We start from the raw sequence: 22,045 nt of genomic DNA on the forward strand, positions 1-22,045 counted from the left end.
CAAACTCAGTAATCGCTCCCGCGCCACTTCCAGTTCGCCGGGAACCGGCTGGGCTGCGGAGACGATCGGGGTGGAATAGAGGAACAGCAGCATCACTGCCAGACGCATCGCCATGGTGTCGATCCTTATCGGCAAAGGAGTCAATTTGTCAGCGTCAAATTTAAACACATGGCCAAGTGATATTACAGCAGGATTTCCGGCGAACCCCGAAAACGACGAAGCCTGCGATCTTTTCTCTTTTTGAAAGACGAAAAGATCGCAGGCTTCAGTTGCAGCAGGGTCGCTCAGTGTTGGGCCTTGTGGTCCAGCGCGGCGTAGAAATTGGCGCTTTGTTGCAAGTACTTCTGGGTGTAGCTCTGGGTGTGGTTTCTTTTCTCGCTGATTTCGACACTGGCACTGGCAGGCAGCGCGACAGTGGCCGAGATGGCGGAAGCGGCGATGACGGAGAAGAGATTGAAGTTCATGGCGGTAGTCCTCGGATTCAGTTGGCTTGTCTGCCCGGTTGGGCCGTGAAGCAAACTTACGCGCCGAGGCGTCCCGCTTTGAAATGCTTTGCGCTACTAGCGAATATCAGTCCCGTTGATACAACCACGCAGGCCCCGAAAATCGGGGCCTGCGGTCTATTGCCGCAAGATGAACTTCAGGTCGCTGGGGGCATCCATCGCCAGTTTCTGCACGGTTTTACCCAGCAGGCCGGTCTTGGGATCACGCTCGATCACGACTATCTGGTTGCTCTTCTGGTTGGCCACCAGCAAGAACTTCTCGCTCGGGTCGAGGCTGAACTCGCGAGGGTGATCGCCTTCCACGGAACGGCGTTGCAGCTCCTTGAGCGTCCCCGCCGCCGGGTCGATGGCGAACACCAGCACCTCGTTGGTGGTGCCGCGATTGCTGACGTAAAGGAACTTGCCGTCCCTGGACGCATGCAGCCCCGCCGCTGCTTTACCTGCCTGGGGCTTGCCGGCCGCCAGGTCCACCAGTTGTCGCTGGGCCAGGCGCCCGTCCTGATAGTCGAACACCGCCACTTGCGCGGTCATCTCCATGGTCAGCCAGGCGTGCTTGCCATCACCGCTGAACAACAGGTGCCGTGGCCCGCTGCCGGGTGGCAACTGCACAAACGCCGGATCCGCTGGCGTCAGTGGCAACTCAGGATTGGCCTTGGGGTCGTAGCGGTAGATGAACACCTTGTCCGCCCCCAGGTCGTTGGCGAACACATACTTGCCGTCAGGTGACGACACCGCCGAGTGAACGTGGGCCGACATCTGCCGCTCGGGGTTGACTCGACTCGGCTGATGGCTGCTCAACTGCACCACCGGCGCCAGCTTGCCATCGGCGCCGACCGGCAGCACCGCCAGGGTGCCGCCCGGATCCTCCACGACCGAATAGTTGCTCACCAGCAGATGCCGGCCATCGCCGCTGAGGCTGGAATGGGTCGGCTCATTGCCCAAGGATTGCACCTGGTTGATCAGGCTCAGCTCATGGCTCTTGGGATCGATGGCGTAGCTACTCACCTTGCCCACCGGGTCTTTCTGTCCCGGTCCGTTTTCGTTGACCGCGAACAGCCGGGTCATGTCCGGCGACAGGGTCAGCCAGGAAGGGTTGTCGGTCTTGACCACTTGCAAGGGCTTGGGATCGAGCTGACCGGTGCGGCTGTCGAATTGCAGGCGATAGATGCCTTGACTCTGGCCGGCGGTGTAGGAACCCACCAACAGCGGGTAATGCTCATCGGTCGCGGCTTGCACACCCATGGCTCCCACGCTGCCAGCCATCAACAGTGGCCAGAGACTACGCATCTTCATGTTCGTCGTCCTCATCGTCGTGGCCGCTGGTCGCTTCCACGCATTCCAAGTGGTGGTCACCCGAATCGCTGGTGATGATCCAGTGCTTGCGGGCCGGGTCGAAGGTCGCGGCCTGCATCTGCGCCGGGGTAAAGCGCCAATGTTCGAGGGTACGGCCGTTCATGCACTCGACGTGCAACTGGTCCTGCTCGTCGAGGGAGAAATCGAATGCATGCAGCCCGTCGATGATCAGCATGTCGCATTTGTGAAGGGCATCGAGCAGAGTGTCAGTTACGGCAGTCATGGGCATCAGTCATTCATTGGGGAAGTGGACATGATAGCCCAATGGGCGAGTGGGCCGTGGCCATCACTTCAGAAGCGTCGTTGGCAGGGCTGGCCTCTTCGCGGGCAAGCCCGCTCCCACAGTTGGATTTCCAGCGAACACAAACGCTGTATTCAAAAAGATCCCCTGTGGGAGCGGGCTTGCCCGCGAAGAGGCCGGCCCATTCAACATCAAAGCCACGGCCCCACCGCGATCCTCAGAGCGCCTCGCGCCCCGGCACCCCGTCCACCAACCGCAGGATGCCCAGCGGGTTGGCGTTCTTCAACGGTTCCGGCAGCAGGCTGTCGGGGTAATTCTGGAAGCACACCGGCCGCAGGAAACGATCGATCGCCAGCGTGCCCACCGAAGTGCCGCGTGCATCGGACGTCGCCGGATACGGCCCGCCGTGGACCATCGAATCGCACACTTCCACCCCGGTCGGATAACCGTTGAGCAAGATGCGCCCGACCTTCTGCTCCAGCAATGGGGTCAATTCGCCGAACTGTTCGAAGTCCGTCGGCTCGCCAATGATCGTCGCGGTCAGTTGGCCGTGCAGGCCATTGAGCGCTGCGGTGAGTTGTGCCTGATCGGCCACTTCAACGAACACGGTCGTCGGGCCGAACACTTCTTCCTGCAACGCCTCGTCACCGTTGATCAGCAGGCTGGCGTCGGCCTTGAACAACTGCGGCTGGGCCTGGTTGCCCTGCTGCGCGCGCCCGGCCAAGTGCTCGATGCCTGGGTGGGCGAGCAACTTCTGCAAGCCTTTGCCATAGCTTTGCAGGGTCCCGGCGTTGAGCATGGTTTGCGGCGCCTGGTCACCGATCAGCGCCGCCACTTGCTGGGTGAACGCGGTGAATTGCGCTGAACGGATGCCGATTACCAGGCCCGGGTTGGTACAGAACTGACCGCAGCCCATCACCACCGAGGCCGTGAGGTCACGGGCCACGCTGTCGGCGCGGGTTGCCAAGGCCTGGGGCAGGACGATCACCGGGTTGATGCTCGACATTTCGGCAAACACCGGGATCGGCTGGGGCCGCGCCGCCGCCATGTCGCACAGCGCGCGTCCGCCCTTGAGAGAACCGGTGAAGCCCACTGCCTGGATGGCCGGGTGCTTGACCAGCCACTCACCGACGCCACCGCCGTAGATCATGTTGAACACACCCGCCGGCATGGCGGTTTTTTCCGCCGCGCGGATGATCGCGTCAGCCACCCATTCGGCCGTTGCCATGTGCCCGCTGTGGGCCTTGAACACCACCGGGCAACCGGCGGCCAGGGCAGCGGCGGTGTCGCCACCGGCAGTGGAAAACGCCAGGGGGAAATTGCTCGCGCCGAACACCGCCACCGGGCCGAGGCCGATGCGGTACTGACGCAGGTCCGGACGCGGCAGCGGCGTGCGCTCCGGCAACGCGCGGTCGATCCGCGCGCCATAGAAATCGCCCCGGCGCAGGACCTTGGCGAACAGGCGCATCTGGCCGCTGGTGCGACCGCGTTCGCCCTGGATGCGGGCCGCGGGCAAGGCGGTTTCACGGCAGACCACGGCCACGAACTCATCGCCCAGGGCGTCCAGCTCATCGGCGATGGCGTCGAGAAATTCCGCGCGGCGCGCGGCGCTCAGGCTGCGGTATGCCGGATACGCAGCGGCCGCGGCCTTGGCGGCGGCATCGACTTCTTCGGCCGTGGCCTGGACGAACTCACCCGGCAAGGCTTCGCCGCTGCTGGCATCGAAACTCTGCAAACGCGTCTGGCCGGCCGCGCTGCGCGCGCCACCGATGTAGTTGTGGCCAAGGATCTGGTTCATGCAAGTCTCCTTTTAGAGTGTGCCGATAGTGCCTGGGGTGAACACCGCGTCCACCGGGGCGATGCCATTGACCAGCGGCGCGCCGAATTCGGCCTGGCTGATCTCGAACACGTCCCCCGGCTGGGTGCGGATGCCATCGGCGAACGACAGGGTCGCGGTGCCGAAGAAATGAACGTGGACGTCCCCCGGACGCAGGAACTGACTGTACTTGAAATGGTGGAACTCCAGGTTTTCGAGGCTATGGCACATGTTCGCCTCGCCACTGAGGAACTCGTTCTGCCACAGCACTTCGCCATTGCGCAGGATACGACTGCTCCCGGACAGATGTTGAGGCAATTCACCAAGGCGAAGTTCCGGACCAAAACTGCAACTGCGCAATTTCGAATGGGCCAGGTACAGGTAATTCTTGCGTTCCATCACGTGGTCGGAGAATTCGTTGCCCACCGCGAAGCCCACCCGGTAAGGCTTGCCGTCGAAACCGATGACATACAGGCCGCTGATTTCCGGCTCCTCGCCGGCATCCTCGGCGAACGGTGGCAAGGGGAACGGCTGGCCCGGGCGGACCACGATGCTACCGTCGCCCTTGTAGAACCATTCCGGTTGCACGCCCGCCTGTCCCGACGCGGGCTTACCGCCCTCCACGCCCCACTTGAAGATGCGCATGGTGTCGGTCATGGCCGCTTCGTCGCCGGCCTGCTGGTGCATCTTGTCCCGCGCCGACGCGCTGCCCAGGTGGGTCAGGCCGGTGCCGCTGACCAGCAGGTGCGCCGGGTCCGGGTGATCCAGTGGCGGCAGGATGCGCAGCTCGGCGAGCAACCGCGCGTAGTCGTGACCGGCCCCCAGGCCCAGGCCATTGACCTGTTGCTCAAGCTTCACGCCCGCCTTGATGGCCGCCAGCGCCAGCTCGCGCACGCTCGTCGCACTGTGCACTTCGCGCACCTGGTCGCCGTCGACCACACCGACGCGGCGCTCGCCGTTGGGCAATTCGAACTGAACTAAACGCATGGTTTTCTCCTGTGAAACAAAACGTGAATATGCAGTGAAACGGTCAGCCCCCTTGCCAGCTTGTGTGGCGAGGGAGCTTGCTCCCGCTCGACTGCGTAGCAGTCGCAAAACAGGCGATTATGTTTTGCCTGAATAAACTCGATGCCTGATATTAGGGGGCGCTTCGCACCCCAGCGGGAGCAAGCTCCCTCGCCACAAAAACGCGCTCCCACAGGCGATCGCAGTGACCTCAAGTACGCGTCGCCCCCCGGGCACTGGCCGCGAACTGGTCCGCCGGCAGCACGTGCTTGCGTTCGAGCAGGCGATAGACCACGCCCGTCAGCACCAGGCCGAACACCATCACGCACGACAGGAAATACAACCCCGACGCCAGGCTGCCGGTGTACTCCTTCAGCGCACCGATCACGAACGGCCCGATGTAGCCGCCCAGGTTGCCCACCGAGTTGATCAACGCAATGCCCGCCGCCGCACTGGCGCCGGCGAAGAAGCGCCCCGGCAATGTCCAGAACACCGCCGTGCAGGAAAACAGCGCGAACGCCACCAGGCACAACGCCGCCAGTTGCAACACCGGAACCGACAGCCAGGCACTGAGGAACAGGCCCATGGCACCCAGGACATAGAGCACCGCCAGGTGACCGTAGCGATCATTCAGGCGGTCGGAGCTGCGCGGGATGATCAGCAAGCCGAGGATGCCGAAGATGTACGGCACCGACGACACGAAACCGGTCACCAGGTCACTGCCACCGAACTGCTTGATCAGCGTTGGCAGCCACAGACCCAAGCCGTAGATGCTCAGGGTCACCGGCAGGTAGAACAGCGCCAGCAGCAAGACCCGCTTGTCCTTCAGGGCGTGCAGCGGGTTGCCGTGACGGGTCTGGCCGTATGCCTGCAAATCCTTCTTCAGCTCGCCGGTCAGCCAGTCCTTCTCCGCCTGGTCCATCCACTTGACCTGTTGCGGGCCGTCGGGCAGGTAGCGCAGCACCGGCCAGGTCAACAGCACCGCCGGCAGACCGATGACGATGAACAACCACTGCCAGCCATGCAGGCCCAGGACCCCGTCCATGCCCAGCAAGCCGCCGGACACGGGGCCGGTGATCATCATGGCAATGGGTTGGGAAAGAATGAACAGGCCCAGGATCTTGCCGCGATGGCGCACCGGGAACCACTGGGTGATGTAGTACAGCACGCCGGGGAAGAAGCCAGCTTCGGCGGCCCCGAGCAGGAAGCGCATCACATAGAAGCTGTTGGGCCCCTGCACGAACGCCATGCCAATGGTGATGGCGCCCCAGGTGATCATGATCCGGGCGAACCAGCGGCGCGCGCCGAAGCGTTCGAGCATCAGGTTGCTCGGGATTTCCAGCAGGAAGTAGCCGATGAAAAACAGCCCCGCGCCCAGGCCGTAGGCGGCGTCGCCGATGCCCAGGTCGGCGCCCATGTGCAGCTTGGCAAAACCTACGGCGGAGCGGTCCACGTAGGCGATCAGGTACAGCAGGATCAGGAAGGGAATCAGTTTCAGCGTGATGCGACGAATAAGCCGCAGTTCCTGGCTCATGGGACCGTTCTCCAATTGTTGTTGTTATAGAACTCGGGGGATTTCTCTCGCGCACGACCGCCAGGACAATCCCTCCGTTGAACCGGACTATATAGTAATACTATTTACCCAACAACACTTCCAAACGGCGCAAATTGCGCTTATGTTACGCTTCAGTTCGAACAATATAGTCATACAATAAGAGAATCGATCATGTCTGATAAGAAACCCTCCCTGCGCTCGGCCCAATGGTTTGGCACCGCCGACAAAAACGGCTTCATGTACCGCAGCTGGATGAAAAATCAGGGCATCGCCGACCATCAGTTCCATGGCAAGCCGATCATCGGCATCTGCAACACCTGGTCGGAGCTGACACCGTGCAACGCGCACTTCCGGCAGATTGCCGAGCATGTCAAACGCGGCGTGATCGAGGCCGGGGGCTTCCCGGTGGAATTCCCGGTGTTCTCCAACGGCGAATCGAACCTGCGCCCCACCGCCATGCTGACCCGCAACCTGGCGAGCATGGACGTGGAAGAGGCGATCCGCGGCAACCCGATTGACGGCGTGGTGCTGCTCACCGGTTGCGACAAGACCACCCCCGCCCTGCTGATGGGCGCCGCCAGTTGCGATGTACCCGCCATCGTCGTCACCGGCGGACCGATGCTCAACGGCAAGCACAAGGGCCAGGACATCGGTTCGGGCACCGTGGTCTGGCAGTTGAGCGAACAGGTCAAGGCCGGCACCATCACCCTCGATGACTTCCTCGCGGCCGAGGGCGGCATGTCCCGCTCGGCCGGCACCTGCAACACCATGGGCACGGCCTCGACCATGGCCTGCATGGCCGAAGCCCTCGGTACCTCGCTGCCGCACAACGCTGCGATTCCGGCGGTGGACGCACGCCGCTACGTGCTGGCCCACATGTCCGGCATGCGCGCCGTGGAGATGGTCCGCGAAGATCTGCGGCTGTCGAAGATCCTGACCAAGGAAGCCTTTGAAAACGCCATCCGCGTCAACGCGGCCATCGGCGGTTCCACCAACGCGGTGATCCACCTCAAGGCCATCGCTGGGCGCATCGGCGTGCAACTGGAGCTGGACGACTGGACCCGCATCGGTCGCGGCATGCCGACCATCGTCGACCTGCAACCGTCCGGGCGCTTCCTGATGGAAGAGTTCTACTACGCCGGCGGCCTGCCCGCCGTGCTGCGCCGCCTCGGCGAAGCGAACCTGATCCCCCACCCCGACGCCCTGACGGTCAACGGCAAGAGCCTCGGCGAAAACACCAAGGACGCGCCGATCTATGGCCAGGACGAAGTCATCCGCACCCTGGACAACCCGATCCGCGCCGACGGCGGCATCTGCGTGCTACGCGGCAACCTGGCGCCACTGGGGGCGGTGCTCAAGCCTTCCGCCGCCACGCCTGAGCTGATGCAACACCGCGGCCGGGCGGTGGTGTTCGAAAACTTCGACGAATACAAAGCGCGGATCAACGACCCGGAACTGGACGTGGACGCCAGCTCGATCCTGGTGATGAAGAACTGCGGGCCCAAGGGTTATCCGGGCATGGCCGAGGTGGGCAACATGGGCTTGCCGGCCAAGCTGCTGGCCCAGGGCGTTACCGACATGGTGCGCATTTCCGATGCCCGCATGAGTGGCACCGCCTACGGCACCGTGGTGTTGCACGTGGCGCCGGAAGCGGCCGCCGGTGGCCCGCTGGCGGCGGTGAAGGAAGGTGATTTCATCGAACTGGATTGCGCCAGCGGTCGCCTGCACCTGGACATTCCCGACGCCGAACTCGCCGCCCGCCTGGCCGATCTCGCCCCGCCCCAACAATTGCTGGTGGGTGGCTATCGCCAGTTGTACATCGACCATGTGCTGCAAGCGGACCAAGGCTGCGACTTCGACTTCCTGGTCGGCTGCCGCGGGGCGGAAGTGCCACGGCACTCTCATTGATCCAACATTGACTACTCCCACAGTGATTTTGAGGCGGTCCGGAAATCCCGTCCGCCAGAAATCCTTGTGGGAGCGGGCTTGCTCGCGAAGACCGCGGCACCGTCAACATCAATATCGACTGACACGCCGCCTTCGCGAGCAAGCCCGCTCCCACAGTTCTAATCCTCAGTGGATTCAAGTTCGCACTAGCGACCCGCCTACGCCGCGCCTGCTATCATGCGCAGCACCCCTCCCGCACAGGATCGCTTCGCGTCCATGGATTACCGCAAACCTTCCGACCGCAAAAGCATGCACGCGCGCATCGTCCAGGAACTGGGCATGCAGATCGTTTCCGGGCGCTTCAAGCCAGACGACAAACTGCCGGCCGAAGCCTTGCTGTGCGAGGAATACGCCGTGAGCCGTCCGGTGCTGCGCGAGGCCACCCGGGTGCTGGTCGCCAAGGGCCTGGTGTATTCACGCCCGCGGGTGGGCACGGTGGTCAAGGCCCGGCGCGAATGGCACATGCTCGACCCGGACGTGTTGCACTGGTTGATGCAAAGCAGCCCGCAGAATGAGTTCTTCGGCCTGCTGACCAGCGTGCGCAGCATCATCGAACCCGCTGCCGCCGCCCTGGCCGCGCAGTTCGCCACCGACGCCGACATCGCGGCCATTCGCGAAGCCTATGAACGCATGGACGCCGCCCCGACGCCCGAAGCCCTGCTGCAACCGGACTTGGACTTCCACAGCCGCATCGCCGACGCCACCCACAACGACCTGCTCGCCAACTTGTGCAACATGTTGTCGGTGGCCATCGCCGAAGCGCTCAAGCATTCCAACCAACGGCCCAACCTCCACGAGCTGGCGATGCCGCGGCACAGGGCGATCCTCACCGCCATCGAGAACCGCGACGCCCTCGGCGCCCGCCACGCCACGCTGGTGCAACTGGACGACGCCCGCAGCGCATTGAACGTTGTGCTGGGAGCCGATCCCACTTGATCAGGTCAGAAAGCGCAACGCTTGGCTAACCGACATTGTTCTCAACAGGCGGTACTTATGTACCGCCTGCCCATGCCATGGAAGTCGATACTTTTCTCGCCGTCATCCCGACGGCCATGTTTCGTGAAAAGGACTTCTCATGAGCACTCCTTCCACCGCTGATTCGATCCCTGCGCTGGCCCAATGTGTCAGCCTGCAATTCGCCAGTCGCCCGACCCTCGAACAGGTCGCCCGGCGTCTGCTCGAACAGGCCCTCAAGAAAGCCGATCCGTGGCTGGACATCGACCTCTTAAAGACCCAACTGGCGACGCCGGACGTCACCACACGCGGCTGGCACTTCCAACCCTTGATGGGCGTGGTCCTCGATTACCTGGCCAGCGGCACACTCCCGGACTTCACCTCGAAGGGAGCACTTGACTGCTTTCTTTCCGACGACCCGCCACGGCGCCTCTGGTCAGGCGATCGACGCCTGGACATGCAGGTCATCCGGCGAGCGATCCTTGAACTGCCCTGGAGCGTACCGATCGACCTGGAAGATGCGCTGGTCGGTTACTGGAGCGCTGACATCAGCGGCGACGACCAAGCCAACGCGAGCCGCCACACCAGCCGCTGGTGCTGGCTCAGCGATGTGCTGCGCAACACCCTGAGCCTTCGTGGCCTGCAACAACCCGGGCTCACGGAGGCGGCGCGCGAGACCCTCGACCAGATCGTCCGGTGGCCGGACCACGAGCAACGTTTGTGCCTCAATCGACAAGCGCCGGTGTATGCCTACCACCTGGAAACCCAGCTCACCCAGGGTGGCAACCAGACGACACTGGTCGCCAGCGAGATCCTCCTGACCCGCGTCCATCAGGGCATGCGCGAATGGCTCTTGTGCAGCCCCGGCAGCGCAGTGCAGTCCTTTGCCTCCCTGGAGGCCTTAGAGCACCACTGGGGCAAACGCATTGCCAGCCAATACACCGTCGACACCATCACCTGCCAACGCCACGAGATCAGTGGCAACGTCTTCGAGCACCAGGCGGCCATGCTGCTGGAGCAGCAACTGGCCGACCTGCAAGCGGTGCAGTTGCCCGCCGGGATCGACACACAGGCGCTCACGCATCTCTACAGCGACTTGAGCGACCCGGCCCGCTCGCTGCTGGACGCCCCGCGGCTGTCACCCGACATGAAGGATCGCCTTGGCCCTCTGCTGCCCAACTGGCTGAAAGACGCCGCCATCGTCGACCAGACGACACTCCAGCACTACAGCCTGGCGCTGGCCAGCGCCAAGCGACGCCACCAGGGCCAGACCTTTCTCAGCGGCATCGACGACATCAAGGCCTTTACCACCAACGCCTTGCTCGAACACCTGGGAAAGGCCAACGACCGCAGTCCGAACCCGCTGCCAGCGATCCCACTCCAACCCGACGACGTGGTGCTGACGTTCAGCGTTTCAGCGGGTTATCCCGGCACCATCGGCCTCAGCGAAAAGCGGCAGATGAGCCTGACCGAACTGGCCATCCACAACCTGGTCGGTCGCCCCAGCGGCACCTTCACCCTCAGCCATCGCCTGGGCCAGGCGCTGCCGACCTGGCTGACGCCGGCCTTTATCAACCCGCTGATCGAACAGGTCGACATTGGCGCGACCTATCCTCGCTATCTGCGCGAACATCTGCTCGACGACGCTGCCCGGGCGCAGGCGCGGCAACGGATCTTCGCCGAACAGCTCCCGGCGCAACTGATGCTTGAAGCCTTGAAACAGAAACTGGCCGGGGAGAACGGCATGACCGTCCAGGGCCTGCGCCTGCTGGAAGCCGTGCTCCAACCCGACGCGGCGAGCCAGCGGGTCGACGGTCGCCCGGTGGTCATTCGCCAGTTGCGGGTGTTGCGCCAACCCAAGGCCCGGCCCGACAGCGTGGCCAACATGTTCATCATCGAGGCTCAGGACATCGCCAACGGTCCGCACCTGTTGTATCGGCCGCTCTACGCGCCCTCGCTGCAGCAATTCCCGACCCGCGAGGCGCTGATGCAGGCCATTGCCACCTCCGGGGACCTGCAGGACAGCATCCTGACCTGGCTGCCCGACGCCGCACGCCCGATCTACGCCAACGGTGGGTTCCTGGAGCCTCACATCATGCGGTTCTTCAACGGTGACGAATTCAGTGTCCCGGACAAGCCTGCTCCCGCCACGCTCGCCCTCGACGACGCCCACGGCGAACTGCTGCAATCGCTGCACAAGGGCGAGCTGATGCAGTACCTCTACGGCTGCAACGCCCAGGCCCTGGTGACCCAGGCCGACCGGGATTCGGTGTCCAATCGCGAAAGTCGCTGGGCGGTGTTGCTCGAAGGCGGCGGCCTGTTGTTCAACACCTTGCTGTTCCCTTTGCTGCGCGGCCCGGCCATGACCACCGTCTGGCTCTGGAACCTGATGGCCAGCGCCCAGCAGGACATGCCGGCGCTGATCAGCGCCGACCCGGTGGCCCGCGAGTTTGCCGCGGTCGACCTGCTCGTCAACCTAGCCCTGCTGGTAAGCCAGTTGCCTGCCGGCCGTGGGCCGGTGCCGCGTGCCGCGCTGCCCGAGTCGGTGCAACAGGAGGCCATGCGCCCGCCCGCGCCGCGCGCCGTCGCCGAGCAATGGCCCGAACCGGCGGCGCCCACCCTCGTGGAGGGCACCGTGGCCGAACCTGACGCCCCCGCCGAGGCCAACAGCCGGCGCCTGGATTTCAATTTCGCCAGGGCCAGTGGCCAGCCGACGCCGCAACAACAGGCGCGATTGCAACAATTGCAGGTGCCCTCCCCCAAGACCTTGCCCGACCCCATTGAAAACGGCCCGTTCAAGGGCCTGTACGTGATCGACAACAAATGGCATGCCCAGGTCGAAGGGGCCTTCTATCGGGTCACGCCTGAATACGATGGCAGTGCAACCATCGTCGACCCCCTCGCTCCGCTCGACGCCGACAAGAACGGTCCGCCGTTACGAGTCGATGACCAGGGCCATTGGCACCTGGATTTGCGCCTGCGTCTGCTCGGCGGTTCACCCCCCAAGCGGGTGGACGCCCAGCGCCGTGTCAACCTGGAGCGGGCCAAGCAGTTGACTGATGAATCCAACCGGTTGGAAGCGCAAGATGCCGATCGGCAAAAAGCCCTGGACGTGGCTCAGCAAGTCATGACCCGGACCGAGGAAGGTGGCAACTACACCGAAGCCCAGCGGGCGGCGAAACGCAAGATTTTCTACGACCTGCTCAAGGAACAGACCGAGGCGTACCTGACGCTGGCGAACAGCGCGGCCGAACGCGCCAGCCTGGGCATCGGTTTCCCGTCCGGCTCCATGCATGTGCTCATGGAAAACGTGATCAACAATGCCCGCAAGGCGTTCGTGATCACTGAACAGGAGCTCCTGGCCCTCCAGCGAGCACATCCTCAGTTTAGAGAGTCTACCGACATCAGGGAAATGGTCATCCGTGACGTCGAGTCTTATATGAAATACCTCGACACCAAGAGCAACATCAATGACCAGGCGATCCATTGGCTGGAACTCAAGGACGACTACCTCGAGCGGCTATTGAACCTCGACGCCTCGGGCGCACGGGCGTTCGAACGGCTGACCCGCAACCGTCCCGCCAATGAGAGTAACGCCTTTGGCAGTAAAATCCGGCAACTCACCACGCTCCCCATGTTGTCGGTGAAAAACCGCCAATCCGCCCTGCCCGACCGCCTGCTGCGCATTCTCATACCACTGATGGAACACATCCGTTCCCACGATGACCTGCAAACCTACGACGTCTCCCCGTCAGACAGAATCGAAGTGCTGGAAAGCCTGACCGAGCACTACGGCAAGACCCTGGATACGTTGAAGGGGACAAAGGCCCTTTACCTGGACGACATCAACGAATCCTATTTCGACAGGTTGCTCAAACTGGTCGAGGGTCTTTACCAGGAGGTCTCCAGCAAACTCGCCGCTGAAATCAAACCCGAGCCAAAACCGCGCAAGCGTATACCGAAGCGCCCCAGGACCGGCGCCGGGCTGCCGCAGAAAAAGTTGATCAGAACCCGCCACAATGGCGTCTTGATCGGCGACCTGAAACCCGCCGGCACGAGCCAACCCATCGAAGTTGTCGAAATGCACTCCAAGGGCAGCAACCAAATACTTGCCACCTATTCGCGCCACGAGGATGTCTGGGATGTGGTCGATGTACGCCGCCCGACCCCGGCGCCCCAGACCCGATCGTTCAAGGCCATCCGAACCCAGGCACGAGAACTGCTCGACGAATTGGACAAGCGCATGAGCCGCGCCGAAAGCTACAAGACACACTGTCGGCATCCTCAGGAAATAGAGGAAATCCTGAACAATGAGGCAAGTCACTTCCGCACGCTCGGCGAAGAACTCGACCGGGCGTTCAGTGCATCGCCCGCCTCGCGCACCCCGGCCAACGAGGAACTGAGCCGACAATTGTCAGACGCCGCCCACCAACTGACCACCAAGGGCAGCGACCTGCGTATCGAACTGAGCCTGAAACTGCCACCCACCGACGGCAACCTGCGGTTCCTGTTCGAGAAAAACCTGATACAGGTGGCCCGGCTCGGCGACCGCACGGCCCTGCAAGGCGCCCGCAAGGACTTCCTCCAGGAATACGCCATCAACGACCGAGACGGCTTCCCGATCTGGTACGCGCATTTTCATTACGAAGCGGCCGACACACCGAAGGACAACTTCAGCGTTGCGCACCTCAAGACCAAGGAGCAACGCAAGGAGCACTACCACTCACTGCTGGCCAAGGCCACCAGCCCCTATGCGGTGGTGAATGTACATCGAGGGCAGATCAGCAAGTCGCTGGCCCAGAGCCGGTTTCTGCCGTTGGCGCCGTGATCGACGAACACTGCAAACAACTGTGGCGAGGGAGCTTGCTCCCGCTGGGCTGCGCAGCAGCCCCAAAAGAGCCGCCTCCATCAATCTGATACATCGAGGGGGCAGGTTCAGGGGCTGCTGCGCAGCCCAGCGGGAGCAAGCTCCCTCGCCACAGGGGGCTGCGCCAGCCTTGATCCATCAATGGGCAAACAACGAATTGCCCTTCTGCCCCGCCAGTTTTTCCGGCTTGATCAGGAATCGCGCCAGTGCCGGCAGCAGCCACAGCGCACCGAACATGTTCCACAACAGCATGAACGTCAGCATCAGGCCCATGTCGGCCTGGAACTTGATGGCCGAGAAGATCCAGGTGCACACGCCGATGGCCAGGCACAGGCCGGTGAACAGGACGGCTTTACCGGTGGACTTGAGCGTCTGGTAGTACGCTTCCTGCAACGGCAACCCGGCCCGCAGGAAGCTTTCCAGGCGGCTGTAGATGTAGATGCCGTAGTCCACGCCAATCCCCACGCCCAACGCCACCACCGGCAGGGTCGCGACCTTCACACCGATGCCCATGAACGCCATCAGCGCGTTGCCCAGCACCGAGGTCAGTACCAGTGGCAGCACGATGCACAAGGTCGCCGCCCAGGAGCGGAAGGTGATCATGCACATGGTCGCCACACAGATGTACACCAGGATCAGGATGGTCAGCTCCGACTCCTTGATCACCTCGTTGGTGGCCGCTTCGATGCCGGCATTACCGGCGGCGAGGATGAACTCCAGGCCATCGCGGTTGTTTTCCTTGGCGAATTCCTGCACCGCCGTGACGGCGCGATCCAGGGTCTCGGCCTTGTGGTCGTTGAGGAACACCAGCACCGGCGCCAGGGAGCAGCTGTTGTTGTACAGACCATCAGCCCGGGCGATGGAGTTGTTCAGCACGTCGGGGTTGCGCGACAGGGTTTCCCACTTCAGGTTGCCCTCGTTCATGCCCTTGATCATCTGCTTGGACACGGTCACCAGGGAAATCGCCGACTGCACGCCCTCGGTGTTCTGCATCTTCCACATCAGCTCGTCGATCGGCGCCATGGCTTCGTAGCGCGAGCAGCCCTCGGCCTTGGTCTTGACCATCACCACCAGCACGTCGGAACTGGTGGAGTAGTTGCTGATGATGAAATTGTTGTCCTGGTTGTAGCGCGAGTCCGGCCGCAGTTCCGGCGCGCCCTGGTCGAGGTCGCCGATCTTCAGGTTCTGGCTGTACCACAGGCCGCCGCCGAAGGCGATCAGGGCCAGGGCAATGGACACCGGCGCGACCTTGGCGCTGGCGAAGTTCGACAGCACACGCCAGAACGGATGCTCGCGGGTCGCGTCCTTCTTGCTGCGCTCGATGGCACGCTTGCTGATGCCGACGTAGGAAATCGCCACGGGCAGCAGGATCAGGTTGGTGAACACGATCACCGCCACGCCGATGGACGCCCCGATGGCCAGTTCGCGGATCACGCCGATGTCGATGATCAGCAGGGTAATGAAGCCGACGGCGTCCGCCAGGATCGCGATCATCCCCGGCAGGAACAGTTGGCGGAACGTGCGTCGCGCCGCCGTCAGGGCGTTGTCGGCCTCGCTGGACTGCAAGGCGATGCCGTTGATTTTCTGTACGCCGTGGGAAATGCCGATGGCGAAGATCAGGAATGGCACCAGCATCGAGTAGGGATCGAGGCCGAAACCGGCGGCGTGCATCAACCCCAGTTGCCAGACCACCGCCACCAGCGTGGTGCTCAGTACCGCAATGGTGCTGCGCATGCAGTGGGTGAACCAGTACAACAGCACCAGGGTGATGACGAAGGCGACGCCGAAGAACATCACCACCATGATCAGGCCATCGATCAGGTCGCCGACCTTCTTGGCGAAACCGACGATGTGGATCTGCACGTTGTGGTTCTGCGCCTCGAACTTGTTGCGGATCTTGTCTTCAAGCTCGTGGGAGAACTTCTGGTAGTCCAGCGCCAGCAACTTGCCCTGGTCCTGCGGGTCCGGGTAGGACTCCAGCAACGGGATGTCGATGATGCTCGACTTGAAATCGTTGGCCACCAGGCGCCCGACCTGGCCGGACTTGAGAACGTTGTTGCGCAGCAGGTCGAGGCTGTCGGCCGAGCCGTTGTAGCTCTGCGGAATCACCTCGCCACCGGCGAAGCCCTCCTCCGTCACCTCGGTCCAGCGCACGCTCGGGCTCCACAGCGACTTGAGCCCGGAACGGTCAACGCCGGAAATGTAGAACACCTCGTCGTGGATCTGGCGCAGGGTCTCCATGTATTCCTTGGAGAAAATGTCACCGTCGGTGGCTTCCACCGAGATCCGCACGGTATTGCCCAGGTTCGCCAGGTCATTGCGGTGTTCGAGCATCTTCTCGATGAAAGGATGCTTGAGCGGGATCATTTTCTCGAAGCTGGTGGACGGCCGGATCAGCGTGGCCTGCCAGAACAGGAAAAGGCTGACCAGCAGGCAAATGACGATCACTGCCGGGCGGTTATTGAAAATCAGGCGCTCGAGGAACGTCGCCTTGTCTTGGTGATGACTGCTCATGGGGTCCGCCTTCTTGTTTTTGTGCCCGTCGTGCAGGCTCGACTCATTTGCTCAGTTCAGCACCGGTGGCCGTGGTGGCGCGCACGCCGCCTTGCCCCGCCAGGATCAGGTTGCCGTTGCCCGCCGCCGTGACCGCGGCCACGGAAATCCGGTCCGGACGGTTGTACACGCTGAAGCTCACGCCATCGTCGGTGCTGCGCACCACGCTGCCGCCGTTGCCGACGATCACGATGGAGCCGTCCGCCAGCAGCGTGCCCCCCGACAGGCCGAACTCCAGGGCGCCGCGGGCGGCCTTGAGTTCGACCTGCTCCCAGGTGCCGCCGAAGTCGGTGGAGCGATAAAGATTGCCGCGCAAGCCGTAGGCCAGCAGCGTGGAAGGCTGGGCGGTGCCGATGACGCCGAACAGCGAGCCTTCATAGGGGCCTTCGAGCTTTTCCCAGGTCTGGCCCCAATCGCTGGAGCGGAACATGCTGCCGGCCTCGCCCACGATGAACAGGCCGGCGTCTTTCACGGCCGTGATGGCGTTGAGGTGGAACTGGTCTTCGTTGTCGAGGCGGTCGCTGGCGTCTTCCCAGTGCTTGCCGCCGTCGGTGGTTTCGAACAGCGCGCCATAGGCGCCGACGGCGAAGCCATGGCTGGGGTCCTTGAACCAGACGTCCAGCAGCGGCGCTTCGCGCTTGAGTTCTTCGAATTGCTTGGTCCAGGTGCTGCCACCGTCGTCACTGGCCAGGATCTGCGCGTCGTGGCCCACGGCCCAGCCGTGCTTGTCGTCGACGAAAAACACCGCGGTGAGCATCTGGCGGGTCGGCACCTTGGCCTGGGTCCAGGTAGTGCCCTGGTCGTCCGAGTAGACAATGTGGCCTCGGTCGCCGACCGCCACCAGCCGCTGGCCGGCGTGTACCACATCGAGCATCAGGGTCTTGCTGGCCTTGGCCGATTCGACGGAATAGATGACATCGGTGGTCGACGCCGCAACGGCCATCACCGGCGCCGACAACACGGCAGAGCCCAGCAGCGAGAGCGCCGAAGCCAGCAACGCCACTCTGCGCAGCACCGGCGGGCGACAGCGGCCCACCGCCATGACAGGCTCATTCATAGACCTTTCCCCCATTTATTATTGTTGGTCATTCAACCTTTCAGGGCGCCGTAAGCAACTTGATCGCGGCGCAAACCTGCAATCTAGAGCCACTTCGGAAGCTGACCTATCCTATCGGGCTTTCGAAAGGTCTGACAATCGACGCCACGTTATCTTTTGTTAACCATGGGGAGATCGGCCGAGGGTGAATCAGAAGGTATTCGCGAGGATGATGGATGTGGCGAGGGAGCTTGCTCCCGCTGGAGGCCGAAGGACTCCCTGCCCTGATTCATCCACTGTTTCCAGCGAGACGTGAGTCAGGGTCGGGCCTGCTTCGCAGGCCAGCGGGAGCAAGCTCCCTCGCCACGACGGGTGATTTACGCCAGGCTCTTGCTCACCACCTCGAACACATCGCTGGACAGCCCGCCGGAGGCCAGGATGCGCTCCAGTTCGGCCTTCATCAGCGCCTGGCGAGCGCTGTCGTATTTGCGCCAGCGGGTCAGCGGCGCCAACTGGCGCGAGGCGATCTGCGGGTTGAAGCCGTTGAGCTGGATGACCAGGTCGGCCAGGAAGCGATAGCCCGAGCCGTCGGCGGCGTGGAAGTTGATCAGGTTCTGCCCGGCAAACGCGCCGATCAGCGCCCGCACCTTGTTCGGGTTCTTGATATTGAACGCCGGGTGTTCCATCAACGCCTTGACCCGCGCCAGGCCACCGGGCAGCGGGCTGCCGGCCTGGACGCTGAACCATTGGTCCATGACCAGCGGGTTGCCCTTGAAGTTTTCCGCGAACACTTCCAGGGCGCGGGCCTTCTCGGCCTCGAACGGCGAATTGACCAGCACCGCCAGCGCCGTCAGGCGTTCGGTCATGTTGTCGGCGGTGTCGAACTGCTCCAACGTGGCACTCAACACCTGCGGCTTGTCGGTGAGCATCAGGTACGACAGCGCAATGTTCTGCAAGGCGCGCCGGGCGAAATGCTCGGCCTCGGCCACGTACGGCGTACGCCTGGACAGATCACGGTTGGCTTCGTAGCGCAGCCACAAGGCCTCGAACAGGCTCTCGGCCAACTGCTGGCGGGCGAACTCGCGGGCGGCGTGGATCGCCTCGACGTCCGCCACTTCGCTGATTTCCGTCAGGTAGGCTTCGCTCGGCAGCGAAAGCATTTCCGCGACCATGGCCTGGTCCAGGGATTCGTCCGACAGCACCGTGCGCAATGCGGTGACCAGGCGCGGGTCCAGCACCAGGCTCGCCCCCTTCTGGTGCTGGCCGATCAACTCCTGCAACACCTGCACCGACAGTTGCTGGCCGGCGTCCCAGCGGTTGAAACCGTCGCTGTCGTGCTGCATCAGGAACATCAACTGGTCGCGGTTGTACGGGAAGCTCAGCTTGACCGGTGCCGAGAAGCCGCGCAGCAGCGATGGCAGCGGTTGTTCGGCGATGTCGACAAAAGTGAAGGTCTGCTCGGCCTCGGTCACCGAGATGACACGCGACGTGCCGCTCGCGGCGGCTTCACCGGCCAGGCGCAAGGGTATCTCAGCGCCCTGGCGGTCCAGCAGGCCCAGCTCGACGGGAATCACGAACGGCAGTTTTTCCTGCTTGTCCGGGGTTGGCGGGCAGCTTTGACTGAAGGTCAGGCTGTAGGTACGAGCCGCCGCGTCGTAGGACTCGGTCACCGCCAGCCGTGGCGTACCGGCCTGGCTGTACCAGCGCTTGAACTGGGTCAGGTCGACGCCGTTGGCGTCCTCCATGGCCTTGATGAAATCATCACAGGTCACGGCCTGGCCGTCGTGGCGCTCGAAGTAAAGGTCGCTGCCCTTGCGGAACCCTTGCGCCCCCAGCAGCGTGTGGATCATGCCGACCACTTCCGAGCCCTTTTCGTACACGGTCAAGGTGTAGAAGTTGGAAATCTCGATAAAGCTGTCCGGACGCACCGGGTGGGCCATGGGGCCGGCGTCTTCGGCGAACTGGTGGGTGCGCAGGTAGGCCACGTCCTGGATGCGCTTGACGGTGGCGGAGTTCATGTCGGCGGAGAAACCGCCGTCGCGGAACACCGTGAAGCCTTCCTTGAGCGACAACTGGAACCAGTCGCGGCAGGTCACGCGGTTGCCCGACCAGTTGTGGAAGTATTCGTGGGCGACGATCGCCTCGACCCGCTGGTGCGCGGCGTCGGTGGCGGTTTCGGCGCGGGCCAGCACGGCGCTGGAGTTGAAGATGTTCAGGCCCTTGTTTTCCATGGCCCCCATGTTGAAGTCGTTGACCGCGACAATCATGAAGATGTCCAGGTCGTACTCACGGCCATACACCTGCTCGTCCCAGCGCATCGACTTCTTCAGGCTGGTCATGGCGTGCTGGCATTTATCGATGTTTTCCGGCTCGACATAGATGCGCAGCGCCACGCTGCGCTCGCTCGACGTGGTGAAGGTGTCTTCGACGCACCACAGGTCACCGGCCACCAGGGCAAACAGGTAGGCCGGCTTCTTGAACGGGTCTTCCCAGGTCGCCCAGTGCCGACCGTCTTCGCCGGGACCGCTGGCGATCGGGTTGCCGTTGGACAGCAGCACCGGGTAGCTGTGCTGCTCGGCCACCACGGTGGTGGTGAACTTGCTCATCACGTCCGGGCGGTCGAGGTAATAGGTGATCTTGCGGAAGCCCTCGGCCTCGCACTGGGTGCAGAACATGCCGCCGGACTTGTACAGGCCTTCCAGGGCGGTGTTGGTTTCCGGGTGGATCCGGACGGTGGTGTCGACGGTAAAGGCCTGGGCCTTGGGCTGCACGGTCAGGTGGCTGTCGTCCAACTGATAGTCACCCGAAGCCAGGTCAGTGTCGTCGAGCTTGATCGAAATCAGCTCCAGGTGCTGGCCATCGAGCACCAGCGGCGGCAGGCCGGCACCGCGCTCGGGGTTGCGGCGCATCACCAGTTGCGCATGGACCAGGCTGTGGTCCTCGAACAACTCGAAGGTCAGGTGCGTCTCGTCGATCAGGTACTCGGGCGCCTGATAGTCCTTCAGGTAAATCATCTTCGGTTGTTCGGTGCGCATGGGTCGAATCCTTCTACTGATGCACGGCCAGCTGGTAGGCCGTGTATTTACGAATGTTGATCACGCCAGTGTCGAAAATCAGGTACTGGCCCTTGATCCCCAGCAACGTGCCTTCGGCGATCGGGTCCTTGTCCAGGTTGAAGCTGACGATCTTGGTCGGGTATTGCTCCACCGGATAACGGATCTCGAGGGGTTCGACGTCCGCTATGGTCTGGATCGCCTGCAAGCCGAATCGTTCCTGCAACCCCTGCAATCCCGGGGCGCAGCTTTCAAACAGCGCATCGCGGATCTGCGGCAGGTCCACCGCCACGGCGTCGCCCTTGAGCAAGGCGCGCCAATTGGTCTTGTCCGCCACCTGGCTGCGGAACAGGTCTTCGACAAACCCCGACTGCTGACGGGTGGCGACCCGCAGGATAGGCAACGCCTGGCTCGCGCCCTGGTCCAACCAGCGGGTCGGCAGTTGGGTGGCACGGGTGATGCCGACCTTCACGCCGGACGAGTTCGCCAGGTACACCACGTGATCGGTCATGCAGAACTGCTCGCCCCATGCCGGCTCGCGGCAGGTGCCCGCCTCGAAATGGCAGCGCTCGGGGCTCATGATGCACACATCGCACTGCGCCAGCTTGGTCATGCACGGGTAGCAATACCCCTGGCTGAAGCTGGTCTTGGTCCGGCGCCCGCAATGGCTGCAATGGATCGCACCGAGGAACTCCAGGCGCACCCTGCTGCCGATCAACGGATTGACCGGCACCTCGAGATCACCCAGACGCAAGGCATAGTGAACGTTCGGCCCGTCAAGGCGCGCCGACATCTTGCTGATTGCACCGCGGCCAATCTCGATCAATGGATGGCGTCCGACTTGAACAGGATGTTCGGCACTTCGTGCGCCTTGGACTGGCATTCTTGCGGTCCCATGTAACCGGTGCGCTCTTCTTCGGGCAGGTTCTGGATCTCCCAGGCGATCATCGCCTGCAACGACAACTCGCGCTGTTCGGCGGTGAGTTTGTTGCCATCGGCCCATTTGCCGATCTCCACCGCCAGCTTCAGGCTGCGATAGATGTCGGGGGTGATGTTCTGGATCATTTCGTTGAACGAGGACATGGGTTCTCCGCGCGTTCGTTAGTGACAATAAAGATAAGTGAGCTATTGGTCATTCGTGGCAAGCGAGCTCCCTCGCCAC

Annotated in this window: 14 protein-coding genes; 3 read left to right on the forward strand and 11 right to left on the reverse strand. The window is 63.0% G+C overall.

Annotated elements, in window-relative coordinates; genetic code table 11:
• Positions 1–284: 284 nt before the first annotated feature.
• The 6 genes from VM99_22735 to VM99_22760 all read right to left on the reverse strand — a co-directional run bounded on the left by VM99_22735 (position 285) and on the right by VM99_22760 (position 6,452).
• The gene (locus tag VM99_22735) at positions 285–464 is read right to left on the reverse strand and encodes a hypothetical protein (GenBank protein AKK00747.1); all 180 of its coding nucleotides are present in this window, start codon (positions 462–464) and stop codon (positions 285–287) included.
• Between the two features lie 156 nt (positions 465–620).
• Entirely contained in the window at positions 621–1,796 is a 1,176-nt protein-coding gene (locus tag VM99_22740) for a 3-carboxymuconate cyclase (GenBank protein AKK00748.1), read from the reverse strand.
• Positions 1,783–2,079: a hypothetical protein gene (locus tag VM99_22745; protein AKK01836.1), complete on the reverse strand. Its 297-nt coding sequence runs from the start codon at positions 2,077–2,079 to the stop codon at positions 1,783–1,785. The genes VM99_22740 and VM99_22745 overlap by 14 nt, the downstream gene beginning before the upstream one ends.
• Positions 2,080–2,314: 235 nt before the next feature.
• Positions 2,315–3,895 (reverse strand): ketoglutarate semialdehyde dehydrogenase, encoded by a 1,581-nt coding sequence (locus tag VM99_22750; GenBank protein ID AKK00749.1) that lies wholly within the window; start codon positions 3,893–3,895, stop codon positions 2,315–2,317.
• A 12-nt stretch (positions 3,896–3,907) separates the two neighbouring features.
• Positions 3,908–4,900, reverse strand: coding sequence for an FAH family protein (locus tag VM99_22755; protein AKK00750.1), 993 nt, complete (start codon positions 4,898–4,900; stop codon positions 3,908–3,910).
• Positions 4,901–5,129: 229 nt separating this feature from the next.
• On the reverse strand, positions 5,130–6,452 hold the full coding sequence (locus VM99_22760; protein ID AKK00751.1) for an MFS transporter: 1,323 nt from the start codon (positions 6,450–6,452) through the stop codon (positions 5,130–5,132).
• A gap of 192 nt (positions 6,453–6,644) precedes the next feature.
• On the opposite strand from VM99_22760, the gene VM99_22765 reads away from it, so the two are divergent.
• From VM99_22765 to VM99_22775, 3 genes are all read left to right on the forward strand, one after another.
• Complete coding sequence (locus tag VM99_22765) at positions 6,645–8,381, forward strand: dihydroxy-acid dehydratase (GenBank protein AKK00752.1); 1,737 nt, start codon at positions 6,645–6,647, stop codon at positions 8,379–8,381.
• Between the two features lie 255 nt (positions 8,382–8,636).
• Positions 8,637–9,356, forward strand: a complete 720-nt coding sequence (locus tag VM99_22770) for a GntR family transcriptional regulator (protein AKK00753.1) — start codon at positions 8,637–8,639, stop codon at positions 9,354–9,356.
• A gap of 139 nt (positions 9,357–9,495) precedes the next feature.
• The gene (locus tag VM99_22775) at positions 9,496–14,202 is read left to right on the forward strand and encodes a hypothetical protein (protein AKK00754.1); all 4,707 of its coding nucleotides are present in this window, start codon (positions 9,496–9,498) and stop codon (positions 14,200–14,202) included.
• A gap of 177 nt (positions 14,203–14,379) precedes the next feature.
• Here VM99_22775 and VM99_22780 read toward each other — a convergent pair whose 3' ends face one another.
• From VM99_22780 to VM99_22800, 5 genes are all read right to left on the reverse strand, one after another.
• Positions 14,380–16,755: an RND transporter gene (locus tag VM99_22780; protein ID AKK00755.1), complete on the reverse strand. Its 2,376-nt coding sequence runs from the start codon at positions 16,753–16,755 to the stop codon at positions 14,380–14,382.
• A gap of 43 nt (positions 16,756–16,798) precedes the next feature.
• On the reverse strand, positions 16,799–17,851 hold the full coding sequence (locus VM99_22785; protein ID AKK00756.1) for a BNR/Asp-box repeat-containing protein: 1,053 nt from the start codon (positions 17,849–17,851) through the stop codon (positions 16,799–16,801).
• 356 nt (positions 17,852–18,207) lie between these two features.
• The gene (gene pepN, locus VM99_22790) at positions 18,208–20,865 is read right to left on the reverse strand and encodes an aminopeptidase N (GenBank protein ID AKK00757.1); all 2,658 of its coding nucleotides are present in this window, start codon (positions 20,863–20,865) and stop codon (positions 18,208–18,210) included.
• A gap of 13 nt (positions 20,866–20,878) precedes the next feature.
• Positions 20,879–21,709: a hypothetical protein gene (locus tag VM99_22795; GenBank protein AKK00758.1), complete on the reverse strand. Its 831-nt coding sequence runs from the start codon at positions 21,707–21,709 to the stop codon at positions 20,879–20,881.
• Positions 21,706–21,966, reverse strand: coding sequence for a hypothetical protein (locus VM99_22800; protein ID AKK00759.1), 261 nt, complete (start codon positions 21,964–21,966; stop codon positions 21,706–21,708). Before VM99_22800 ends, VM99_22795 begins: the two co-directional genes overlap by 4 nt.
• Positions 21,967–22,045: the final 79 nt, after the last annotated feature.

This window comes from Pseudomonas chlororaphis, assembly GCA_001023535.1.
Taxonomy (GTDB): Bacteria; Pseudomonadota; Gammaproteobacteria; order Pseudomonadales; family Pseudomonadaceae; genus Aquipseudomonas; species Aquipseudomonas chlororaphis_E.

Bases quoted from the DNA above. Each gene is read 5' to 3' on its own strand.
- VM99_22765 (AKK00752.1), top strand. From the start codon at position 6,645: ATGTCTGATAAGAAACCCTCCCTGCGCTCGGCCCAATGGTTTGGCACC.
- VM99_22755 (AKK00750.1), bottom strand. From the start codon at position 4,900: ATGCGTTTAGTTCAGTTCGAATTGCCCAACGGCGAGCGCCGCGTCGGT.
- VM99_22745 (AKK01836.1), bottom strand. From the start codon at position 2,079: ATGACTGCCGTAACTGACACTCTGCTCGATGCCCTTCACAAATGCGAC.
- VM99_22760 (AKK00751.1), bottom strand. From the start codon at position 6,452: ATGAGCCAGGAACTGCGGCTTATTCGTCGCATCACGCTGAAACTGATT.
- pepN (AKK00757.1), bottom strand. From the start codon at position 20,865: ATGCGCACCGAACAACCGAAGATGATTTACCTGAAGGACTATCAGGCG.
- VM99_22780 (AKK00755.1), bottom strand. From the start codon at position 16,755: ATGAGCAGTCATCACCAAGACAAGGCGACGTTCCTCGAGCGCCTGATT.
- VM99_22740 (AKK00748.1), bottom strand. From the start codon at position 1,796: ATGAAGATGCGTAGTCTCTGGCCACTGTTGATGGCTGGCAGCGTGGGA.
- VM99_22750 (AKK00749.1), bottom strand. From the start codon at position 3,895: ATGAACCAGATCCTTGGCCACAACTACATCGGTGGCGCGCGCAGCGCG.
- VM99_22770 (AKK00753.1), top strand. From the start codon at position 8,637: ATGGATTACCGCAAACCTTCCGACCGCAAAAGCATGCACGCGCGCATC.
- VM99_22800 (AKK00759.1), bottom strand. From the start codon at position 21,966: ATGTCCTCGTTCAACGAAATGATCCAGAACATCACCCCCGACATCTAT.
- VM99_22735 (AKK00747.1), bottom strand. From the start codon at position 464: ATGAACTTCAATCTCTTCTCCGTCATCGCCGCTTCCGCCATCTCGGCC.
- VM99_22785 (AKK00756.1), bottom strand. From the start codon at position 17,851: ATGAATGAGCCTGTCATGGCGGTGGGCCGCTGTCGCCCGCCGGTGCTG.
- VM99_22775 (AKK00754.1), top strand. From the start codon at position 9,496: ATGAGCACTCCTTCCACCGCTGATTCGATCCCTGCGCTGGCCCAATGT.